The following is a 21082-nucleotide window of genomic DNA, read 5'->3' as shown; positions in this document are numbered from 1 at the left end:
TTCGGACCGCCTTCCAGCGGACCCTCCGAGCTTCGTTCTTTCGTGTTTCCAGCTTATCAGATGTTTTCCGCTCCGTTTTCCGGAGTTTCATTCATTCGATTCGCTTTCGCCTTTCGGCGCTCCCGAACTCTATCAGAGTTTCTCGGTCCGTTTTCCCCGGTCGTTCTCGAATTCAGATTCGAGCCCGTTTCCGAGGGGCCGTCCCGTGGGGCAACCCGGAGAACATTACGCACCGGGTTGCCCCACGTCAAACCGGCCTCAGCCGGTGTTGAGCGAGCGTCAGACCTCGACGACGACCGGCAGGATCATCGGCCGGCGGCGGTAGTTGTCCGCGACCCACTTGCCGATGGTGCGGCGGACCAGCTGCTGCACCTGACGGGGCTCCAGGACACCGTCGCTCGCCGAGCGGTCCAGCGCCTCCTGGAGCTTGGCGGCCACCGGGACGAACGCGTTGTCGTCGATGCCGGAGCCGCGGGCCTGGATGGTCGGGCCACCGACGATCTTGCCGTTGGTCGAGTCGACCGCGACGAAGACCGAGATGAAGCCCTCCTCGCCGAGGATCCTGCGGTCCTTGAGCGAGGCCTCGGTGATGTCGCCGACCGAGGAGCCGTCCACGTAGACGTAGCCGGCCTGCACCTTGCCGACGATGCGGGCGACGCCGCGCTCCAGGTCGACGCAGACACCGTCCTCGGCGATGACCACGCGGTTGCGCGGCACCCCGGTGGCGATGCCCAGCTCGGCGGCCGCGCGCAGGTGGCGCCACTCGCCGTGGACCGGCATCAGGTTGCGCGGCTTGCAGATGTTGAAGAAGTAGAGCAGTTCGCCGGCCGAGGCGTGGCCGGAGACGTGCACCTTGGCGTTGCCCTTGTGCACGACCTTGGCGCCCCAGCGGGTCAGGCCGTTGATCACCCGGTAGACGGCGTTCTCGTTGCCCGGGATGAGCGAGGAGGCCAGGACGACGGTGTCGCCCTCGACGATGCGGATCTGGTGGTCGCGGTTGGCCATCCGGGACAGCGCCGCCATCGGCTCGCCCTGCGAACCGGTGCAGATCAGCACGACCTCCTTGTCCGGCAGGTCGTCCAGCTGCTTGACGTCCACGACCATGTTGCCGGGGACCTTCAGGTAGCCGAGGTCGCGGGCGATGCCCATGTTGCGGACCATCGAGCGGCCGACGAAGGCGACCTTGCGCTTGTACTCGTGGGCCGCGTCCAGGACCTGCTGGATGCGGTGCACGTGGCTCGCGAAGGAGGCCACGATGATCCGCTTGTCGGCGTTCGCGAAGACGTTCCGCAGCGCCGCCGAGATGTCCCGCTCGTGCGGGATGAAGCCGGGGACCTCGGCGTTGGTGGAGTCCACCAGCAGGAGGTCCATGCCCTCCTCCGCCAGCTTGGCGAAGGTCGGCAGGTCGGTCAGGCGGCCGTCCAGCGGCAGCTGGTCCATCTTGAAGTCGCCGGTGGCCACGACCATGCCGGCCGGGGTGCGGACCGCGACCGCCAGGGCGTCCGGGATGGAGTGGTTGACGGCGATGAACTCGCAGTCGAAGGGGCCGATGCGCTCGCGCTCGCCCTCCTTGACCTCCAACACGTACGGCCGGATGCGGTGCTCGGCGAGCTTGGCCTCGATCAGCGCCAGGGTCAGCTTGGAGCCGATCAGCGGGATGTCCGGGTTCTCCCGCAGGAGGAAGGGGACGGCGCCGATGTGGTCCTCGTGCCCGTGGGTGAGGACGATGCCGTCGACCTTGTCGAGACGGTCCCGGATGTAGCTGAAGTCCGGGAGGATCAGGTCCACGCCGGGCTGCTCGTCCTCGGGGAAGAGGACGCCGCAGTCGATGATCAGGATGCGGTCGCCGTACTCGAGGACCGTCATGTTGCGGCCGATCTCGCCGAGGCCGCCGAGCGGAGTGATGCGGAGGGCGCCCTCCTTCAGTGCCGGGGGCGCGCCGAGCTCGGGGTGCGGGTGGCTCAAAAGACTCTCCTCACGACGCACGCCATATGCCCGGGGTCCTCCCCCTGGAGACATATGGCGCGCGTACTCAGTGTCGTTTTCCTACTGGGTCTGTGCTCTCGCGCCTTCGGACCGGTTCAGCGGCGGACCCTGGGAGGTCCGGCGAGCCGGGGCGCGCACGTCCGTGTCTGTCAAAGGTGTACCCCGCCGGCGGCGAGATCCTGCTTCAATCGCTCGATCTCCTCGGGCGTCGCTCCGACCAGCGGCAGTCGCAGCGGGCCGGCGGGCAGTCCCTGGAGTTCCAGCGCGGCCTTGCCGAGGATCACTCCCTGGGTGCGGAACATACCGCTGAACACCGGGAGCAGGCGCTGGTGGATGCTCGTGGCCTTGACCACATCGCCCGCCAGGAAGGCCTCGATCATCGCCCGCAGGTCCCCGGCCACCACGTGCCCGACGACGCTGACCACGCCGACGGCTCCGACGGACAGCAGCGGCAGGTTGAGGATGTCGTCGCCGGAGTACCAGGCGAGGTCGGAGCGGGCGATCGCCCAGGCCGCGGCGCCGAGGTCGCCCTTGGCGTCCTTGTTGGCGACGATCCGCGGGTGCTCGCCGAGGCGGACCAGCGTCTCGTGGCTCAGCGCGACCCCGCTGCGGCCCGGGATGTCGTACAGCATGACCGGCAGCCCGGTCGCGTCGGCGACGGCGACGTTGTGCCGGTACAGGCCCTCCTGCGGGGGCTTGCTGTAGTACGGCGTGACGACCAGCAGGCCGTTCGCTCCGGCCGCCTCGGCCTGCCGGGCCAGCTCGACGCTGTGGTGGGTGTCGTTGGTCCCGACGCCGGCGACCACGTGGGCGCGGTCCCCGACCGCCTCGACCACGGCGCGGACCAGCTGGGCCTTCTCGGCGTCGCTGGTGGTCGGGGACTCACCGGTGGTGCCGTTGACGACGAGGCCGTCGTTGCCGGAGTCCACGAGGTGCGTGGCGAGGCGCTGGGCGCCGTCGAGGTCGAGCGCGCCGTCGGCGGTGAACGGGGTGACCATGGCGGTCAGGACCCGGCCGAACGGCGTCTGGGGGGTGGAGGTCGGAGCCATGCGTCCAAAGCTACTCGTAGGCGGTGGGGCGTTACCCATGCCGGTCCAGTGTTCGGACAGGTGTAGCGCGTCGGTGGCGCGGACGTGGGATTCCGGTGCTGCCCGCTCGGGGGTTCGGGCAGCACCGGAATCCGTGTTCACGAATGTAGGGAGCGGCTAGATAAGCCGCAATCCAGACATGCCAGACACTCTGCCCGTATGCCGGTCGTCCCAGGTCAGGGGGCGACCCGGCCGTGCTTCTCGAAGGCCGCATGGGTGAGCGGCATGAGCCGGGCCCACTGCTCCTCCATCTGCTCGGCGACCATCTCGATCTCGCGCTGCGGGAAGGACGGCACCGCCGAGTTCTCCCGCCGGGTGCGCAGCGACAGGAAGTGCATCAGCGAGCGCGAGTTGCAGGTCGCGTACATCGAGGAGAACAGGCCCACCGGCAGTACCGCGCGGGCCACCTCGCGGGCCACTCCGGCGGCCAGCATCTCCTGGTAGCGGGCGTAGGACTCGCGGTACGCGGCCTCCATCGCCCCGGTGGTGGTGCTGTGCTGCTCCGGCGTGCCCTCGTGGAACTCGTACTTGCCGGGGCGGCCCTGCTGGACCAGCTTGCGCTCCTCGCCCGGGACGTAGAAGACCGGCTGAAGCTCGCGGTAGCGGCCGGACTCCTCGTTGTACGACCAGCCGCTGCGGTGCCGGTGGAACTCCCGGAACACGAAGATCGGCGCGCTGATGAAGAAGGTCATCGAGTTGTGCTCGAACGGCGTGCCGTGCCGGTCGCGCATCAGGAAGTTGATCAGGCCCTTGGACTTCTCCGGGTCCTGCTGGAGGGCCTCCAGGGACTGCTCGCCCGCGGTCGAGACCCGGGCCGCCCAGATGACGTCCGAGTCGGCGGCGGCGCTGCGGACCAGCTCCACCGTCACGTCGCTGCGGAAGCTGGGGGCCGTCGGTTCGTCGCTCACGCGTTACTCCTTGCGGGTTCGGTGCTGTGCAGCTTGATGGCGTGCTGCATGGTCTTGCGGGCGCGCGGGGTGTCGCCGGCGTCGGCGTACGCCACGGCGAGGCGGAACCAGACCCGCCAGTCGCCCGGCGCGGCCTGTGCCTCGGCCTGGCGGCGGGCGAACACCGCGTCGGCCGAGGCCCGGTCGATCCGCCCGCCCTTGCTGCGCTTCAGCTCGTCCACCGGCAGGCCGCCCTCGGCCTCCAGTTCGTGGGCCAGCCGCTCGCTGTCCCGGCCGAAGCGGACGGTCTGGCGCAGGAACCAGACGCCGATCACCGGGATCACGAAGGCGCAGATCCCGATGCCGATGCCGAGCGGCTTGCCGGTCGCGATCAGCTGGACGCCCTCGCCCACGCAGACCAGGGCGACCAGCAGCAGCACGCCGGACAGGACGAAGAAACCGGTACGGGAGGTCATCGGGCCCCTCCGGGAGTCGGCTCGGTTCGGATCGACACTGTCACAGGTCCAGGAAGTGTTCGAGGCCGAAGGTCAGCCCCGGAGTCCCGACGACCTTGCGCACGCCCAGCAGGATGCCCGGCATGAAGCTGCTGTGGTGCAGCGAGTCGTGCCGGATGGTGAGCGTCTCACCGGTGTCGCCGAACATCACCTGCTGGTGGGCGAGCAGGCCGCGCAGCCGCACCGCGTGCACCGGCACCCCGTCCACGTCGGCGCCGCGCGCGCCGGGCAGGCTGTGGGTGGTCGGGTCCTGCTGCGGCGGCCGGCCGGCCTCGGCCCGGGCGGCGGCGATCAGCTGGGCGGTGCGGGTGGCGGTACCGCTGGGCGCGTCGGCCTTGCGGTCGTGGTGCAGCTCGACCACCTCGACCGACTCGAAGTACCGGGCGGCGATCTGGGAGAACTTCATGCCGAGGATGGCACCGATGGAGAAGTTCGGGGCGATCAGCAGGCCGAGCTCCGGGGCCTCGGCCAGCCGGCCGCGGACGGTGGCGAGCCGCTCGTCCGTCCAGCCGGTGGTGCCGGTGACCACGTGGATGCCGTGGTCCAGGCAGTAGTCGAGGTTGCCCATCACCGAGTCCGGATGGGTCAGCTCGACGGCGACCTGGGCACCGGCCTCGGTCAGCTCCTCCAGCTTCGAGCCGCGGCCGAGGGCGGCCACCAGCTCCAGGTCCGGCGCGGCCTCGACGGCCTTGACCGCCTCGGAGCCGATCCGACCCCTGGCGCCGATCACGGCGACACGCAGCGTCATAGCAAAGTTCCTCTCACCTGGGAATCAGCGGATCAGACCAGCAGGTCGGCGAGCTTGGCGGCCCGCTTGTCATTGACCGGGCCGATCAGCGCGAGCGACGGCCGGTGCGCGCCCAGCACATCACGCGCCACCGCGTGGACGTCCTCCAGGGTCACCGCGGCGATCCGCTCCAGCATGTCGTCCACCGACAGGTGGTGCCCGTAGCTGAGCTCGGCCTTGCCGATCCGGTTCATCAGCGAGCCGGTGTCCTCCATGCCGAGCACGGTGGAACCGGAGATCTGGCCGATCGCCCGGTTCAGCTCCTCCTCGGTGATGCCCTCCTCGACCACCTTGGCCAGCTCGGCGCGGCAGATCCGCAGCACCTCCTCGACCCGCTTGGGCTGGCAGCCCGCGTAGATGCCGAACAGGCCGCTGTCCGCGTAGGACGAGGAGTACGAGTAGACCGAGTACGCCAGGCCCCGCTTCTCGCGGACCTCCTGGAACAGCCGGGAGCTCATCCCGCCGCCGAGGGCCGCGTTGAGCACGCCCATCGCCCAGCGGCGCTCGTCGTGCCGCGGCACGCCGGGCACGCCCAGCACCAGGTGGGCCTGCTCGGTGGAGCGGTTGAGCACCTCGACCCGGCCGGCCGTGCGCAGCGCCTTGACGCCGCGGCGGGCCTCCGCGGGGGCCGCGGTGGAGGCCGCCAGCACCGCCGCGAAGGCCTGCTCGACCTGCTTCACCACCTTGCGGTGGTCGAGGTTGCCGGCCGCCGCGACGACCAGGTTCTCGGGCCGGTAGCGGCGGCGGTAGAAGCCGGCGATCTGGTCCCGGGTGAGCGTCCTGATGGTCTCCTGGGTGCCGAGGATCGGGCGGCCGAGCGGGCCGCTGCCGAAGATCACCTTGGCGAACAGGTCGTGCACCACGTCGCCCGGGTCGTCCTCCGCCATCGCCATCTCTTCCAGGATGACGCCGCGCTCGGACTCCACGTCCTCGGGCCGGATCAGCGAGCCGGTGAGCATGTCGCAGACCACGTCTATGGCCAGCGGCAGGTCGGTGTCCAGGACCCGGGCGTAGTAGCAGGTGTTCTCCTTCGCGGTGAAGGCGTTCATCTCGCCGCCGACCGCGTCCAGGGCGGCCGAGATGTCCAGCGCGCTGCGCCGCTCGGTGCCCTTGAAGAGCAGGTGCTCCAGGTAGTGGGTGGCGCCGTTGAGCTGCGGGGTCTCGTCCCGCGAGCCGACGCCGACCCAGATGCCGAAGGTGGCGGAGCGCACCGTGGGCAGGGTCTCGGTGACGACCCGAAGGCCGCCGGGGAGGACGGTGCGGCGTACCGTCCCGGCGCCGTCGACGCCCTTGAGCAGGGTCCGGGTGGTGCCGGGACGCTGCATTACCGCCGGGGCCTGCGCCACGGGGGGTACCTCCAGAGGAAACGCACGTGTGGATGGGCACGTACGGACGAACGCGTGGACAACGGGGTGCGGCCCGCACGCCGGGAGGCGTACGGGCCGCGGGGTCAGCTAGCGGCGCTTCACTCGGAAGCGGCCTCGCCGCCCTCCTCGCCCTCGACGACCGGGATCAGGGAGAGCTTGCCGCGCGGGTCGATCTCGGCGATCTCGACCTGGACCTTGGCGCCGACGCCGAGGACGTCCTCGACGTTCTCGACGCGCTTGCCGCCGGCCAGCTTGCGGATCTGCGAGATGTGCAGCAGGCCGTCCTTGCCCGGCATCAGCGACACGAACGCGCCGAACGTCGTGGTCTTGACCACGGTGCCCAGGTAGCGCTCGCCGACCTCCGGCATGGTCGGGTTGGCGATCTGGTTGATCGTGGTGCGGGCGGCCTCGGCGGCCGGGCCGTCGGCGGCACCGATGTAGATGGTGCCGTCGTCCTCGATCGTGATCTCGGCGCCGGTGTCCTCCTGGATCTGGTTGATCATCTTGCCCTTGGGGCCGATGACCTCACCGATCTTGTCCACCGGGATCTTGATGGTGATGATGCGCGGCGCGTTCGGGGACATCTCGTCGGGCGAGTCGATGGCCTCGTTCATCACGTCGAGGATGTGCAGGCGGGCGTCCTTGGCCTGCTTCAGCGCGGCGGCGAGCACCGACGCCGGGATGCCGTTCAGCTTGGTGTCCAGCTGGAGGGCGGTGATGAAGTTGCGGGTACCGGCGACCTTGAAGTCCATGTCGCCGAACGCGTCCTCGGCGCCGAGGATGTCGGTCAGCGTGACGTAGTGGGTCTCGCCGTCGATCTCCTGGGAGATCAGGCCCATGGCGATGCCGGCGACGGCGGCCTTCAGCGGCACACCGGCGTTCAGCAGCGACATGGTCGAGGCGCAGACCGAGCCCATCGAGGTGGAGCCGTTGGAGCTGAGCGCCTCGGAGACCTGCCGGATGGCGTACGGGAACTCCTCGCGGGTCGGCAGCACCGGCAGCAGGGCGCGCTCGGCGAGCGCGCCGTGGCCGATCTCGCGGCGCTTGGGCGAGCCCACGCGGCCGGTCTCACCGACGGAGTACGGCGGGAAGTTGTAGTTGTGCATGTAGCGGCGGCGCGTCTCCGGGGAGAGCGTGTCCAGCTGCTGCTCCATGCGCAGCATGTTCAGCGTGGTGACGCCCAGGATCTGGGTCTCGCCGCGCTCGAACAGGGCCGAGCCGTGCACCCGCGGGATGGCCTCGACCTCGGCGGCCAGGGTGCGGATGTCGGTGACGCCGCGGCCGTCGATGCGGACCTTGTCCTTGATGACGCGCTCGCGGACGATCTTCTTGGTCAGCGCGTTGTAGGCGGCGCTGATCTCCTTCTCGCGGCCCTCGAACTCGGGCAGCAGCTTCTCGGCGGCCAGCGCCTTGACGCGGTCCAGCTCGTTGTTGCGCTCCTGCTTGCCCGCGATGGTCAGGGCCTGGGCGAGCTCGTCCTTGACGGCGGCGCTCAGCGCGGCGAGGACGTCGTCCTGGTAGTCCAGGAAGACCGGGAACTCGCCGGTCGGCTTGGCGGCCTGGGCGGCCAGCTGCGACTGCGCGGCGCACAGGACCTTGATGAACGGCTTCGCGGCCTCCAGGCCGGAGGCGACGATCTCCTCGGTCGGCGCCTCGGCGCCGCCCTCGACCAGCTTGATGGTCTTGTCGGTGGCCTCGGCCTCGACCATCATGATCGCGACGTCGCCGTCCGGCAGGACGCGACCGGCGACGACCATGTCGAAGACGGCCGACTCCAGCTCGCTGTGGGTCGGGAAGGCCACCCACTGGCCGTTGATCAGCGCGACGCGAACGCCACCGATCGGGCCGGAGAACGGCAGGCCCGCCAGCTGGGTGGACGCGGAGGCGGCGTTGATGGCGACCACGTCGTACAGGTGGTCGGGGTTGAGCGCCATCACGGTGACGACGACCTGGACCTCGTTGCGCAGGCCCTTGACGAAGGACGGGCGCAGCGGGCGGTCGATCAGGCGGCAGGTGAGGATCGCGTCCTCGGAGGGCCGGCCCTCGCGACGGAAGAACGAGCCGGGGATACGGCCCGCGGCGTACATCCGCTCCTCGACGTCCACCGTCAGCGGGAAGAAGTCGAAGTGCTCCTTCGGCTGCTTGGACGCGCTGGTGGCCGACAGCACCATGGTGTCGTCGTCCAGGTAGGCCACGGCGGAACCGGCGGCCTGACGGGCCAGACGGCCGGTCTCGAAGCGGATGGTACGGGTGCCGAAGGAACCGTTGTCGATCACGGCCTCGGCGTAGAACACGTTCTCTTCCACCTGGAAGATCTCCTCTTTCGTACGTCTCCGGGAGAGCGTCCCCGCGTACTGCCTGCGGTGGGCCCCGGGCCCTCGCCAGGAGGGCGGCAGTCGGGCCGGTCTTCGATCGAAGCCTCCGGAGTGCCCCGCTCGGTCTGCGGGGGTTCCGACGGCCACTACCGAGGACCGGCGCCTCACGGCTGCCGGGCCGGCTTGGGCGGTCCGCGTCTGGACGCTCTCTCGGATGCGGGCGGCTTCCGTTTGAAGCCTTCGTCCCGCGGGGGGTTCGGGTCCTTCTGCCCGGGTGGCGCGCTGTTTGCGCCATCACCCGGCATGCCCACAACCCTACGGTGCAATCCTCGGCCACCTGGGGAGGTGCGCGCGAGTTGTTATCTGCGGGCGCCGCGGCCCGATCGCCGCGGCATACGCGCGAAGGGCGGCTCCCCGGTGTGGGGAGCCGCCCCGAGCGGCGGTCTTAGCGGGCGCCACCGGCGGCACCGCGGCGGATGCCCAGGCGGTCGACGAGCGTACGGAAGCGCTCGATGTCCTTCTTGGCCAGGTACTGCAGCAGGCGGCGGCGCTGGCCGACCAGGATCAGCAGGCCACGACGCGAGTGGTGGTCGTGCTTGTGGGTCTTGAGGTGCTCGGTCAGGTCCGAGATACGACGGGAGAGCATGGCCACCTGGACCTCGGGGGAACCGGTGTCGCCCTCCTTCTGGCCGAACTCGGCGAAGATCTGCTTCTTGACGTCAGAGGCGAGAGCCACTGCAACTCCTTCGGGGTCTACCGAGCGGTCCTGGTCGACAGCACAGGACTCATCGAGAACTCGGTGTCGCGAGCACCGCCGACGCCCTGCGGCCCACGACGGGGCTGCGGACACACGGCTGCGCTCGGAGGCCAAGCGTACCAGTGCCGCCCCACCCGGCCGTCCGGTGGATCCGCGGGCGGCCGGGAGGGCGGCATCGGGGGCCGCGGCGGGCGGCCCGCGGGTCAGCCGGTGGCGCCGCGGACCAGCCGGTAGACGTCCAGGACGGCGAGCGCCAGCGGGACGAGCGAGATCAGGGTGAGGCTGTCCACCAGGTCCAGGATGCGCCCCCAGAACGGGGAGACCCCGAGCCGCGGCACCACCAGGGCGATCGCGGTGAGCAGCGCGGCGCCGAAGGCGATCGAGGCGGTCAGCCAGATCGTGCGCAGGTCGAGCTCGGTGGTGGAGCCGGCCGCCCGCAGGAAGAACTGCGGGGTGTGCAGGGAGAGCCCGACGATCAGCAGGCTCAGGCCGAGCAGGCCGGCCACGGTGAGGCTGAGCACCTGCGCGGTGTAGCGGAACAGCCGGGCGCGCAGCATGGTGGTCAGGCCCAGCGCGAGCGCGAGCAGCTCGGGGAAGGTCTCGTCGGTGAAGCCGAGGACGGCGCAGGCGCCGACCACGACCGCGGCGCAGCCGCCGACCAGGCCGACCAGCACCTCGTGGCCGCGGCGGGCCTGGTGCGCGATCCGCTCGTACTGGACGGCCTCGGCGCGCTCGGCCTCCTCGTCGTAGTCGCGGCTGCGGGTACGGGTCTGGCCGGGGGCGCTGAAGCCGACCGGCAGCCGGGCGAAGCGGGCGGAGAGGCTCGGCAGGAAGCCGACCACGGCGACGGCGGCGACGCCGGTGACGGCGGCGATGTGCCCGGCCGGGGTCTGCGGCAGCAGGACGGCCGCGAAGGTGGCGAGCGCGCCGGCGGTGGAGACCAGGGCGGCGGCGACGAACACCGCGTCCTTCTCCGGCAGCAGGCCGGCCAGCAGCACGGAGACCACCAGGACGGCGACGCAGCCGGCCAGGAACTGGAGCCGGCCGGGGCCGTCCCCCGGGTGGGCGACGGCGATGAGGCCGCTGCCGCCGATCATGGCGTGCGGCAGCGCGCCGAGGCCGAGCGCGACGGCCGCGTGGGCGTCCCGGTAGACCCGGGCGCGCACCCCGGCGAGCGCCGTGAGCACGACGGCGCTGACGCCGGCCAGGACACCGGGCAGGCCGTGCATGTCGTGGCGCAGGTCGGAGAACCAGAGCGCGAAGCCGAGCAGGGTGAGCAGCACTCCGGCGCCGATCAGGCCGAAGCCGCGCATCAGCTCGGCGGTCCAGAACCGGCGGTCGGCCTCGACGGCGCTGGCGATCGCGTCGGCGACGTCGTCGTAGACGGCCGGCGGGAGCGACTCGGCGAACGGGCGCAGCGCCAGCAGGTCACCGTCGCGGACCTGCTGGGCGGCCAGCGGCAGCCCGCTGTCGAGCACCGTGCCGTCGCGGCGGACCAGGTGGAAGCCGGTGGGGGTGCCGTCGGGCTGGCTCTGGTTGGCCAGGCGCAGCACTTCGGGGTAGACGTCCGCGAGCGGGACGTCCTCGGGCAGGGCGACGTCGATCCGGCGGTCCGGGGCGACGACGGTCACCCGGCAGTAGCCCGTCGCGGTGGCGCTCATGCGTCCACCTCGCTGCGCTCGCCCATGAGGGCACCCACCTCGATCCTTCGACGCACTTGGCGCTCCCCCTTGTTGACGGTGCCGAGGCACGGCGGCGCTCGGTGTTGCTGTGGAACCGGCCCGGCCGGGCCGCGAGTTGGCGCGGCGTTACCCTACCCGTTCGGTTCGTGTCCGCTGCCGGTGCGTACCGGGCCCTGGCGGGCGGTGCGGGGGCGACCGTTAGGATCGGCGCCTGCGCAAAGGTACGGGGGCTGCGCTGGGTGGGGCGTCCTCAGCCACCGGATTCCCGTACGGACCGTACGCAATCGCGTGAGGGCTGATACCGAAGTGATCGATCGACGCCGCGGGGTGGATGACACATGGGTGTGATCACGGTCAAGCGACCGGCCAGGGCGTACCCGCCCACCGTGCCGGACGAACCGGTGGAGCTGGTCAGCCCGCCCGAACTGCCCCGGCAGGGCGGCGAGGACTGGCTGATGAGCATCCTGCCGATGATGGGCATGGGTGGATCGGCGGTGTTCTTCTTCTCGCCGGGGGCCGCGGCGCCGATGAAGATCATGGGCGGTCTGATGATCGCCTCGACGCTCGGCATGGTGCTGGCGCAGATCGTCCGGGCCCGCAAGGGCGGTTCGACCGCGATGGCGGACGAGCGGCGCGACTACCTGAAGTACCTCCAGCAGACCCGCCGCCAGGTGCGCCGCACGGCGGAGCGCCAGCGCGGCGCGCTGCTGTTCCTGAACCCGGCGCCGGACCAGCTCTGGTCGATCGTCGAGGACGGCCGGCGGCTGTGGGAACGGCGGACCGGGGACGGCGACTTCGCGCAGATCCGGGTGGGCCTCGGGCCGGTGCAGCTGTCCACGCCGCTGGTGGCGCCGCAGACCGCGCCGATGGACGAGCTGGAGCCGCTGTCGGCGGCCGCGATGCACTCCTTCCTGAAGGCCCACGGCACCCTCCAGGACCTGCCCCTGGCGGTCTCGCTGCGGGCGTTCTACCACATCACGGTGTGCGGGGACCCGGACTCGGTGTACGGGAACGTGCGCGCGATGATCGCCCAGCTGACCACCCTGCACTCGCCGGACGACCTGATGGTCGCGGTCGCGGCCGCGCCCGGTGCGGCCGACGAGTGGGAGTGGACCAAGTGGCTCCCGCACAACCAGCACCGCAAGGAGGCCGACGGCGCGGGCTCGCGCCGGCTGTTCGCGAGCGACCTGGGCGACCTGGAGTACCTGCTCCAGGACGAACTGGCCGGCCGCCAGCGCTTCGTGCGGGAAGTGGCACCGCCGTCCGACCAGCCGCACCTGGTGGTCGTCATGGACGGCGCCGGGGTGCCGCACGAATCGCTGCTGGCGAGCCCGGAGGGCGTGCAGGGCGTGACCGTCATCGAGGTGGTGCCGGGCGAGGTCGACGAGCCCAGCGGGCACCTGATGGTGACGGTCGGCGCCGAGGAACTGGTGCTGCGCTCGGCCTCCGGCGCGACGTACACCGGCAAGCCCGACCTGCTGTCGGTGTGGCAGTCCGAGGCGCTGGCCCGGCAGTTGGCGCCGTACCGGATCTCGGCCGGCGGGGACGACGAGCCGCTGCTGTCCAACCTCGACTTCACCGACATGATGGGCTCGGGCGACCCGGGCTCCTTCGACGTGGCCCGCAGCTGGCGCCCGCGCGCCCAGCACGAGCGGATGCGGGTGCCGATCGGCGTCGGCGCCAACGGCGAGCACGTCTACCTGGACATCAAGGAGGCCGCGCTGGAGGGCATGGGCCCGCACGGCCTGTGCGTGGGCGCGACCGGTTCCGGCAAGTCGGAGCTGCTGCGCACGCTGGTGCTGGCACTGGCGATGACCCACTCCTCGGAGATCCTGAACTTCGTCCTCGCCGACTTCAAGGGCGGTGCGACCTTCTCCGGCATGGCGGACATGCCGCACACCTCCGCGGTGATCACCAACCTGGAGGGCGAGCTCACCCTGGTCGACCGCATGCGCGACGCGATCGAGGGCGAGCTGCACCGCCGCCAGGAACTGCTGCGCTCGGCGGGCAACTACGCCAACATCCACGAGTACGAGCGGGCCCGGGCGGCCGGCGCGGCACTGGACCCGCTGCCCTCGCTCGTTCTGATCATCGACGAGTTCTCCGAACTCCTCACCGCCAAGCCCGACTTCATCGAGATGTTCATCCAGATCGGCCGGATCGGCCGCTCGCTGGGCGTGCACCTGCTGCTGGCCTCGCAGCGCCTGGAGGAGGGCAAGCTGCGCGGCCTGGACACCTACCTGTCGTACCGGATCGGTCTGCGCACCTTCTCGGCCGCGGAGTCCCGGGCGGCGATCGGCGTACCGGACGCCTACCACCTGCCGCCGGTGCCGGGCGTCGGCTACCTCAAGTTCGGCGAGGACGTGATGGACCGGTTCAAGGCCGCCTACGTCTCGGGGCCGTACCGGGCGCCGGGGCAGCAGCGGTCGACCGGCGGGCGGCGGGTCAACGCGCGCCCGGTCGAGTTCACCGCGGCCTTCGTGGACCTGCCGGACCCGGTGGAGGAGGAGGTCGCGCCGCAGGCCCCGGAGCAGGACGACGCCCTGGTGGACACCGTGCTGGACGTGTTCGTCCAGCGGATGGCCGGCCAGGGCCCGGCCGCGCACCAGGTGTGGCTGCCGCCGCTGGAGGAGGCGCCGAGCACGGACCACCTGCTGCCGCCGCTGCAGGTCGTGCCGGAGCGCGGACTGACCGCGCCCGGTTACCCGGCGGGCCGGCTGCGGGTGCCGATCGGCATCGTCGACAAGCCGCGCGAGCAGAAGACGGACATCCTGGAGGTCGACTACGCGGGGGCGGCCGGCCACGGCCTGATCGTGGGCGGCCCGCGCTCCGGCAAGTCCACCGTGGTGCGCACCACGGTGGCCTCGTTCGGCCTCACCCACACCCCGCTGGAGGTGCAGTTCTACCTGCTCGACTTCGGCGCGGGCAGCTTCCAGTCGCTCGCCGGGCTGCCGCACGTCGGCGGGGTGGCCGGGCGCCTGGACGTGGACAAGGTGCGCCGGATGGTCTCCGAGGTGCACGGGGTGCTCAACCGGCGCGAGGAGCTGTTCCGGGCCGCCGGGATCGACACCATCGGCACCTACCGGGCCCGCCGGGCGGCCGGCCAGCTGCCGGACGAGGCCTTCGGCGACGTCTTCCTGGTGATCGACGGCTGGAACACCTTCAAGCAGGAGTTCGAGGGCCTGGAGCCGGTGATCGGCGACATCGCCCAGCGCGGCCTCGGCTACGGCGTGCACCTGGTCATCACCGCGGCCCGGTACGCCGAGGTGCGCCCGGCGCTGAAGGACCTGCTGCAGAACCGCACCGAGCTGAAGCTCGGTGACGCGATGGAGTCCGAGGTCGACCGCCGGGTGGCGCAGAACGTCCCGCCGCTGGCCGGGCGCGGCATCACCCCGGAACGGCTGCACTTCCTGTCCGGCCTGCCGCGCCTGGACGGCTCCTCCTCGGTGGACGACCTCCAGACCGGGGTGGCCGGGCTGGTCAGCGCCATCGACGGGGCCTGGACCGGCCCGCGCGCCCCGCAGGTGCGGATGCTGCCGGCCGTACTGGACGGCCACTCGCTGCCGAAGGGCTTCGAGCACCCGGAGCGCGGCGTCGCCTTCGGCGTGGACGAGGCGGAGCTGGCGCCGGCCTTCGTCAACTTCGAGACCGACCCGCTGTTCATCGTCTTCGGCGACACCGAGTCCGGCAAGTCGGCGGTGCTGCGGATGCTGATCAAGCAGATCACCGAGCGCTACACCCCGGACCAGGCGGGCATCGTGGTCGGCGACTACCGGCGCGCGCTGCTCGGCACCGTGCCGCCGGAGTACCTGGTGGAGTACGCGGCCGCGCAGCCGGCCATGGCGGCCATCGTCGACATGCTGCGCGGCGCCTGCTCGCGCCGCCTGCCGGGCCCGGACGTGACCGCCGAGCAGCTGCGCAACCGCAGCTGGTACAGCGGCAAGGACATGTTCGTGATCGTCGACGACTACGAGCTGGTCTCGACGAGCTCGGGCAACCCGCTGGCCCCGCTGGCCGAGTTCCTGCCGTTCGCCCGCGACATCGGCCTGCGGGTGATCGTGGCCCGCAGCGCGGGCGGCGCCGGCCGCTCGCTGTACGAGCCGGTGCTGCAGCGGATGCGCGAGCTCGGCGGCCAGGGCGTGATCCTCTCCGGCAACCGGGACGAGGGCGCGCTGCTGGGGACGGTCAAGCCGCAGGCGCTGCCGCCGGGCCGGGGCGTCTACGTGTCACGCCGGGTGACCAGCGGGCAGATGGTCCAGACGGGCTGGCTGCCGGTGGCGTAGCCGCGCCGGCCGTCACGGACGGTGAGCGAAGGGGTCGGACCCGTGGGGTCCGGCCCCTTCGGCGTCCCAGGTTCCGAAACGTTACCTGCCACTTTCCGGGCGGGGGCTGCGGTTCCCGTACCCGGCCGGGGAGTTGCCGGGCGCTTCGGGGGCACCTGGCGTGTCGCCGTCCATCCGGAGCATGGCCTTTGAATCACACTGCTCCCCCTTTTTTCACCTTCGATTCAATTGCAATGTGGCCGAGGTAACAAGTCGGACAAAGCTCGCAATGACCGAAAGTGATCATCGGATCGCATGTCCGCGCCGCTCACCGCAACGGATTCCGAAGCAGTTCCGGCGTTGACGCAATCAATACGCCCAAGGTTCCATGGCGGCCAGGGAGCGACTGGAACCGGACACCGAGCAACCAGCCAGCGGAGGCGATACCGCTCCCACTCCAGCACCGCAGAGCCGATCGGAAGCCACATGACCGACACGCTTCGTCCGCCACAGAACGTAGCCGCCCCGGCGGCCGAGGCGGCCGCGCCCCAGCAGCTCAAGCGCTCGATCGGCGTGGTGGGCGGCACCCTGCTCACGCTGTCCTGCGTCACGCCCGCCTCGACGCTCTTCGTGATCGTGCCGGAACTGTTCTCCAGCATCGGCAGCGCCACCGCGCTGGCCATCGCGATCGGCACCGTGCTCTGCGTCGCGGTCGCGTTCTGCTACTCCGAGCTCGGCACCCTGATCCCCAGCGCCGGCGGCGAGTACGCGATGGTCGGCACCCTCGCCGGACGGCTGATGGGCTGGCTGGTCTTCGTGCTCTCGCTGATCGTGGTGATGATCGTCCCGTCCGTCATCGCCCTCGGCACCGCCGACTACCTCGCCCCCGTCCTGCACCTGGACAAGGCCATGACCGGCGCCGCCGTGATGCTGGCCGCCACCCTGGCCGGCCTGCTCGACCTGCGTGCCAACGCCTGGATCACCGGCATCTTCCTGGTCCTGGAGGTCATCGCGGCCGGCGTGGTCTCGGTGCTCGGCTTCGCCCACACCAACAGCGGGGCCCCCAGCCTGCTGCACGGCGTGGTCACCGGGGACAACGGCGCCACCACCACGGTCAGCGTGGGCGCCATCGTCGGCGCGCTCGGCATCGCCCTCTTCATCACCCAGGGCTTCTCCACCGCGGTCTACCTGTCGGAAGAGCTGGAGAACCCCCGCCGCAACGTCTCGCGCACCGTGCTGTGGACGCTCGGCATCTCCTCGGCCATCATCCTGGTCCCGGTCGTCGCCATCACCATGGGCGCCCCCGACCTCCAGACCCTGTCCGCCGGCGACATCTCCGGCATGGTCACCGCCTGGAGCAACTCCGCGGTCGGCACCTTCATCAGCCTCTGCGTCGCGCTGGCCATCATCAACGCCGGCATCGTCATGGTCATCCAGAACTCCCGGGTGCTGTTCGCCTCCGCCCGTGACAAGGCCTGGCCGGAGCCGGTCAACAAGGCCTTCGGCACCCTCGGCCGCTTCGGCTCGCCGTGGATCGCCACCCTGGCGGTCGGCCTGCCCGGCGCCGCGCTCTGCTTCGTCAAGGGCGAACTGCTGAGCAACATCACCGGCGTCGCCGTCACCGGGATGTACCTGCTGGTCGCGATCGCCGCGCTGCTCTCCCGCCGCGCCCACCACAAGCACGCCGCCGCCTGGCGGATGCCGCTGTGGCCGGCCGTCCCGATCGTGCTGATCGCCGTCCTGGTCTACGTCATGACCAAGCTGGACACCGAGCCCCTGCTGTGGACCGGCGGCATCACCGCCGCCGCCACCCTCTACTGGCTGTTCTACCTGCGCCCCCGGCAGGACACCCGCTGGGTGATCAGCCTCCCCGAGGACCAGCAGGACTGACCCCCACCCCTCCCCCACACGGCGGTGCCCCGGGCCTCCCCCAGCCCGGGGCACCGCCGTGTGCGCGTCCGGTCCCCGCGCCTACTTCTTCGCCTTCCACACCGGGCTGGTGGCGATCGCCCGCAGCTCCGCCGCGGTCATCAGCGGATCGCCCTTCGACGCCAGCGTGACCAGGACCTCCATGCCGTCCGGCCGCATCGCGTCCACGACCAGCACTCCCTTCGGGGCGCTGGCCACCGCGCCGCGCACGAGGAGCTTCGTCCCGTCCGGCAGGGTCTCCGCGTCCTGGTACGACTCCGGTCCCGGCCGGTCGTCGGGGGCCTTCGCCCAGTTCTCGACCGTCAGCGTCAGGGTCCCGGTCCGCCCGCCCCCGGCCAGGTCGAAGTCCGCCCGCAGCTCCCGGCTCCTGCGGTCGGTCACGGTCACCCCGGAGGGCAACAGCCCGGTCAGGACGGTCTCGCGGTCCTGCAGCGACAGGCCCGGGTCGATCGCCTCGGTGTCGACGCCGTCGAACTTGAGGGCCGCGACGACCCGGTCCCAGGACTTGTCCGTGACGACGGCCTTCAGCTGGTCCAGCGTGAGCGGCGGGTTGGGCCGGCTGTCCGGCGCGTCCTTCTCCTGGGGGGAGTTCCACTCGCTGAAGCCGATCAGCCCGCCGTCCGGACGGGCCACCGAGGCGCGCCACTCCTTGGTGGTGGCCCGGTGGTCCGGATACTCGTAGCCCTGGGTGAGCATGAGCTTCGATCCGTCCGGCAGGACGGTGACGGTGCAGGAGTCCATCGAGGCGATCTTGAGGTTCGTCGGGCAGGTCTGCGGCTGGACGTCCTTGGGGCGGTGCTTCTGGATGCTGAGGCCCATCAGCGACCGGCCCTGGCCATCGTCGAAGACCAGGTTGGCGTCCGCGTAACTCCCCCTGTTCTCGTCGGTTCCATGCCCCTTCGCGTCGGACACCTGGCCCTTGGGCAGGAGTGCCCGGAAGGTGGCCACCACCTCGTCACCGGAGACCACCGTCGGAGCGGAGGACTTCACCGAGGTCGGGGTGGCCGCGGCGGCGGCGCTGCCGGTGGCGTCGGGGGTGGTGGCGTCGGGGGTGGCGCCCGCCGGGGCGGAGGCCGCGCTCACCGTGCCCGCGTCCTTGCCGGCCGGGGCGCCCAGGAACACCGCGCCGGTGCCCACCAGGGCCAGGGCGGCCGCACCGCCCACCACGGCGGCGGTCGAGCGGCGGCGCCAGCGGCGGCGGCCGCGCCGGTAGCCGCCCGCGACCAGGTCTGCCTGTCCGGTGCGGAAGCCTTCGCCCGTACGGGTGAGGGCGTAGAGAAGATCGTCCTCGAACTTGTCCGGTTCGGACATGGGTGTTCACCGTCTCCTTGCGTCGCGGGTTGCGGGAAGTGCCGTGTCACGGATGGCGGGAAGCGCCGCACGGCCGGGCGCCCGCCGGCCTCAGCGGGCGGCGAGCTCGGTCAGCGAGTCGCCGAGCAGGGCGCGCAGCCGGTTCAGGGCCCTGGTGGTGCGGGTGCGGACGGCGCCGGAGGAGACCCGCATCGCCTCGGCGGTCTCCTCGACACTGCGGTCCTCCCAGTAGCGCAGCACCAGGACCGCGCGGTCCTTGGGCGGCATCCGGCCGAGCGCGTCGAGGAGGGTCAGCCGCAGGGTGCTGTCGGTGTCGTGTCCCGCCGGCTCCGGCAGGACGTCACTGGGACGCTCGCCGCTGGAACGGCGGCGCTGCTGGGCGAGGAAGGTGCGCACCATGACGGTGTGGGTGTAGGCCGCCGGGTTGTCGATCCGGCCCCGGCCGGTGAAGGCGCTGCGCCGCCACAGCACGTACATCCGGCTGAGGGCCTCCTGCACGAGGTCCTCGGCGTAGTGGGTGTCGCCGCTGGTGAGCAGGCAGGCCGAGCGGTACAGGTGGCCGGTGCGGCCGGAGACGAGTTCCAGGAACTCCGCGTCCTTGGCCTCCCGGCCCGCCCCGATCCACCTCATGCGCCCTGCCCCCCGCGGTCCGCCCTCCCTGACACTTCATCGATGCGGCGGGCGGGCGGCGGTGTTACAGGGGTCCCGGCGGATTTTCGGTGAGCCGGCCCGCGCCGGGCGCCGGGCGGGCATCGATGGGGAGTCGGCCGGGTGCCGGCCGGGCGTCAGTCGGCGGACTTGCGCCGGTGGTCGCGCAGCACCACGCCGCCGCCGATCAGCAGGGCCACCAGCAGCGCGCCGACGCCCACGACGTACGTCGCGGTACGGCCGTCGCGGTCGGCCTGGGTCTCGCCGAGGCCCACCGGGCGCGGCACGATCGGCGCGGCGGCGAGTTGCACCGGGGCGTCCGGGACGGGCGCGTAGGGCGCGTCCTCAGGAGCCTTGGTGACGGCCTTGACCGGGTCCACCACACCCCAGCCGATGAACTTGTCCGGCTCGCGCTGGGTCCGCTGCGCGGTCTGCTCGATCCAGGCCCGCACCTGGGCCGCCTTCCAGTTCGGGTGGGCGCTCCTCAGCAGCGCGGCGAGGCCGGAGACGTACGGGGCGGCGAAGCTGGTGCCGTTGTCCACGCACTGGCCGCTCCCCGGCACGGTGGACAGCATGTCGACACCGGGCGCGGCGACCTTCACGAAGCTGCCGTACTGGGAGAACGGCGCGCGCTCGTTGTTGCGGTCGGAGGCGCCGACGGCCAGCACGGTCGGGAAGGCGCCCGGGTAGGTGTCGCCCTCCTTGCCGTCGTTCCCGGTGGAGGCGACCACCACGACGTTGCGCGACTCCGCGTACTCGACGGCGGCCTTCAGGTCCTGGTACCCGCCGAAGCGGGCGTCGCCCGCACCGCGCACGTCCTGGGAGATGTTGATGACCCCGGCGCCCTTGTCGACCGCTTCCCTGATCGCCTGGACCAGGGTGGAGACGTCGCCGTTTCCGTCGCTGTCGTTCTGCCGGATCGAGAGGATCTGGGCGTCGGGAGCCAGTCCGACGAAACCGGTCTGCGGCCTGACCCGGGCCGCGATGATGCCGGCCACCTTGGTGCCGTGCCCGACCGGGTCCTCGACGGACGCGCCCTTGACCGGCTCCTTGGTCTCCCGGTTGACCAGCAGGTTGGAGCCCGCCTGGAGCTTGTCGACCAGCTTCTGACCGGAGGAGTCGGCCGGGACCTGGCCCGCCAACTGCGGGTTGCCCAGGTCGACGCCGGTGTCGATGACCGCGACCTTCACGCCCACGCCGGTGGTCTTCCCGCCCTGCCACAGCTCGTTGAGCAGCAGTCGCTGGAGCGACCACGGCACGGTCGGCACATCGGGCGCGTTCTTGGGGCAGTCGCCGGCCGCGGCCAGCGCGGGCCCGCCCTCGGCGTACGCCGGGGCGGCGAGCGGGCCGCCCAGCACCGTGAGCGCGGCGATCGCCGCGGCCGCCTTCCGGTACCCGTGTCGGGACACCCTGCCACCCCTCATGTCGTTCACCCGTGCCGCGCGTCGGGGGCGGGTGCCCGGAATCCGGGTACCCGCCCCCTGCCGTTCCTCAAGGAACCCGAACGTCAGCCCCAGAGCTTGGCGTTGGCGTCCTCGGTCGTCCGGT

The 21082-nt window shown here is 71.5% G+C and carries 14 protein-coding genes; 2 read left to right on the top strand and 12 right to left on the bottom strand.

The window, feature by feature from the left end; all coding sequences use genetic code 11:
* Positions 1–279: 279 nt before the first annotated feature.
* The 9 genes from ACFVGO_RS37005 to eccD form a co-directional block, all read right to left on the bottom strand.
* Positions 280–1965, bottom strand: a complete 1686-nt coding sequence (locus ACFVGO_RS37005) for a ribonuclease J (RefSeq protein WP_359911588.1) — start codon at positions 1963–1965, stop codon at positions 280–282.
* Between the two features lie 170 nt (positions 1966–2135).
* Positions 2136–3035 carry a 4-hydroxy-tetrahydrodipicolinate synthase gene (gene dapA / locus ACFVGO_RS37000; RefSeq protein WP_359911591.1) on the bottom strand — a complete coding sequence of 300 codons (900 nt, stop codon included), beginning with the start codon at positions 3033–3035 and terminating at the stop codon, positions 2136–2138.
* Positions 3036–3250: 215 nt separating this feature from the next.
* Complete coding sequence (gene thyX, locus ACFVGO_RS36995) at positions 3251–3982, bottom strand: FAD-dependent thymidylate synthase (protein ID WP_359911594.1); 732 nt, start codon at positions 3980–3982, stop codon at positions 3251–3253.
* Positions 3979–4437: a tetratricopeptide repeat protein gene (locus ACFVGO_RS36990; RefSeq protein WP_359911597.1), complete on the bottom strand. Its 459-nt coding sequence runs from the start codon at positions 4435–4437 to the stop codon at positions 3979–3981. The genes thyX and ACFVGO_RS36990 overlap by 4 nt, the downstream gene beginning before the upstream one ends.
* A 40-nt stretch (positions 4438–4477) precedes the next feature.
* Positions 4478–5224: a 4-hydroxy-tetrahydrodipicolinate reductase gene (dapB, locus tag ACFVGO_RS36985; RefSeq protein ID WP_359911600.1), complete on the bottom strand. Its 747-nt coding sequence runs from the start codon at positions 5222–5224 to the stop codon at positions 4478–4480.
* A gap of 32 nt (positions 5225–5256) precedes the next feature.
* Positions 5257–6588 (bottom strand): pitrilysin family protein, encoded by a 1332-nt coding sequence (locus ACFVGO_RS36980; protein WP_359911647.1) that lies wholly within the window; start codon positions 6586–6588, stop codon positions 5257–5259.
* A 140-nt stretch (positions 6589–6728) separates the two neighbouring features.
* Positions 6729–8936 (bottom strand): polyribonucleotide nucleotidyltransferase, encoded by a 2208-nt coding sequence (locus tag ACFVGO_RS36975; protein WP_359911603.1) that lies wholly within the window; start codon positions 8934–8936, stop codon positions 6729–6731.
* Positions 8937–9390: 454 nt separating this feature from the next.
* Positions 9391–9681, bottom strand: a complete 291-nt coding sequence (gene rpsO / locus ACFVGO_RS36970) for a 30S ribosomal protein S15 (protein ID WP_031072625.1) — start codon at positions 9679–9681, stop codon at positions 9391–9393.
* Between the two features lie 224 nt (positions 9682–9905).
* Positions 9906–11363: a type VII secretion integral membrane protein EccD gene (gene eccD, locus ACFVGO_RS36965; RefSeq protein ID WP_359911606.1), complete on the bottom strand. Its 1458-nt coding sequence runs from the start codon at positions 11361–11363 to the stop codon at positions 9906–9908.
* A gap of 359 nt (positions 11364–11722) precedes the next feature.
* Here eccD and eccCa point away from each other — a divergent pair, with 359 nt between their 5' ends.
* Positions 11723–15667: a type VII secretion protein EccCa gene (gene eccCa / locus ACFVGO_RS36960; protein WP_359911609.1), complete on the top strand. Its 3945-nt coding sequence runs from the start codon at positions 11723–11725 to the stop codon at positions 15665–15667.
* 465 nt (positions 15668–16132) lie between these two features.
* Positions 16133–17536: an APC family permease gene (locus ACFVGO_RS36955; RefSeq protein ID WP_359911612.1), complete on the top strand. Its 1404-nt coding sequence runs from the start codon at positions 16133–16135 to the stop codon at positions 17534–17536.
* Between the two features lie 81 nt (positions 17537–17617).
* Here the strand turns inward: ACFVGO_RS36955 and ACFVGO_RS36950 are convergent, their stop codons facing one another.
* The 3 genes from ACFVGO_RS36950 to mycP form a co-directional block, all read right to left on the bottom strand.
* Complete coding sequence (locus tag ACFVGO_RS36950; protein ID WP_359911615.1) at positions 17618–18886, bottom strand: hypothetical protein; 1269 nt, start codon at positions 18884–18886, stop codon at positions 17618–17620.
* Between the two features lie 90 nt (positions 18887–18976).
* Entirely contained in the window at positions 18977–19516 is a 540-nt protein-coding gene (locus ACFVGO_RS36945; RefSeq protein WP_359911618.1) for a SigE family RNA polymerase sigma factor, read from the bottom strand.
* A 155-nt stretch (positions 19517–19671) separates the two neighbouring features.
* Positions 19672–20943, bottom strand: coding sequence for a type VII secretion-associated serine protease mycosin (mycP, locus tag ACFVGO_RS36940; protein WP_359911621.1), 1272 nt, complete (start codon positions 20941–20943; stop codon positions 19672–19674).
* Positions 20944–21082: the final 139 nt, after the last annotated feature.

Origin of the sequence: Kitasatospora sp. NPDC057738 (assembly GCF_042798815.1) — a bacterium.
GTDB lineage: Bacteria > Actinomycetota > Actinomycetes > Streptomycetales > Streptomycetaceae > Kitasatospora > Kitasatospora lactacystinica.
The sequence above is the reverse complement of the archived record's forward strand: the minus strand, read 5'-3'. Positions and strand labels throughout refer to the sequence as shown.

Bases quoted from the DNA above. Each gene is read 5' to 3' on its own strand.
- dapA (WP_359911591.1), bottom strand. From the start codon at position 3,035: ATGGCTCCGACCTCCACCCCCCAGACGCCGTTCGGCCGGGTCCTGACC.
- ACFVGO_RS36990 (WP_359911597.1), bottom strand. From the start codon at position 4,437: ATGACCTCCCGTACCGGTTTCTTCGTCCTGTCCGGCGTGCTGCTGCTG.
- dapB (WP_359911600.1), bottom strand. From the start codon at position 5,224: ATGACGCTGCGTGTCGCCGTGATCGGCGCCAGGGGTCGGATCGGCTCC.
- ACFVGO_RS36980 (WP_359911647.1), bottom strand. From the start codon at position 6,588: ATGCAGCGTCCCGGCACCACCCGGACCCTGCTCAAGGGCGTCGACGGC.
- eccD (WP_359911606.1), bottom strand. From the start codon at position 11,363: ATGAGCGCCACCGCGACGGGCTACTGCCGGGTGACCGTCGTCGCCCCG.
- eccCa (WP_359911609.1), top strand. From the start codon at position 11,723: ATGGGTGTGATCACGGTCAAGCGACCGGCCAGGGCGTACCCGCCCACC.
- ACFVGO_RS36955 (WP_359911612.1), top strand. From the start codon at position 16,133: ATGACCGACACGCTTCGTCCGCCACAGAACGTAGCCGCCCCGGCGGCC.
- ACFVGO_RS36950 (WP_359911615.1), bottom strand. From the start codon at position 18,886: ATGTCCGAACCGGACAAGTTCGAGGACGATCTTCTCTACGCCCTCACC.
- ACFVGO_RS36945 (WP_359911618.1), bottom strand. From the start codon at position 19,516: ATGAGGTGGATCGGGGCGGGCCGGGAGGCCAAGGACGCGGAGTTCCTG.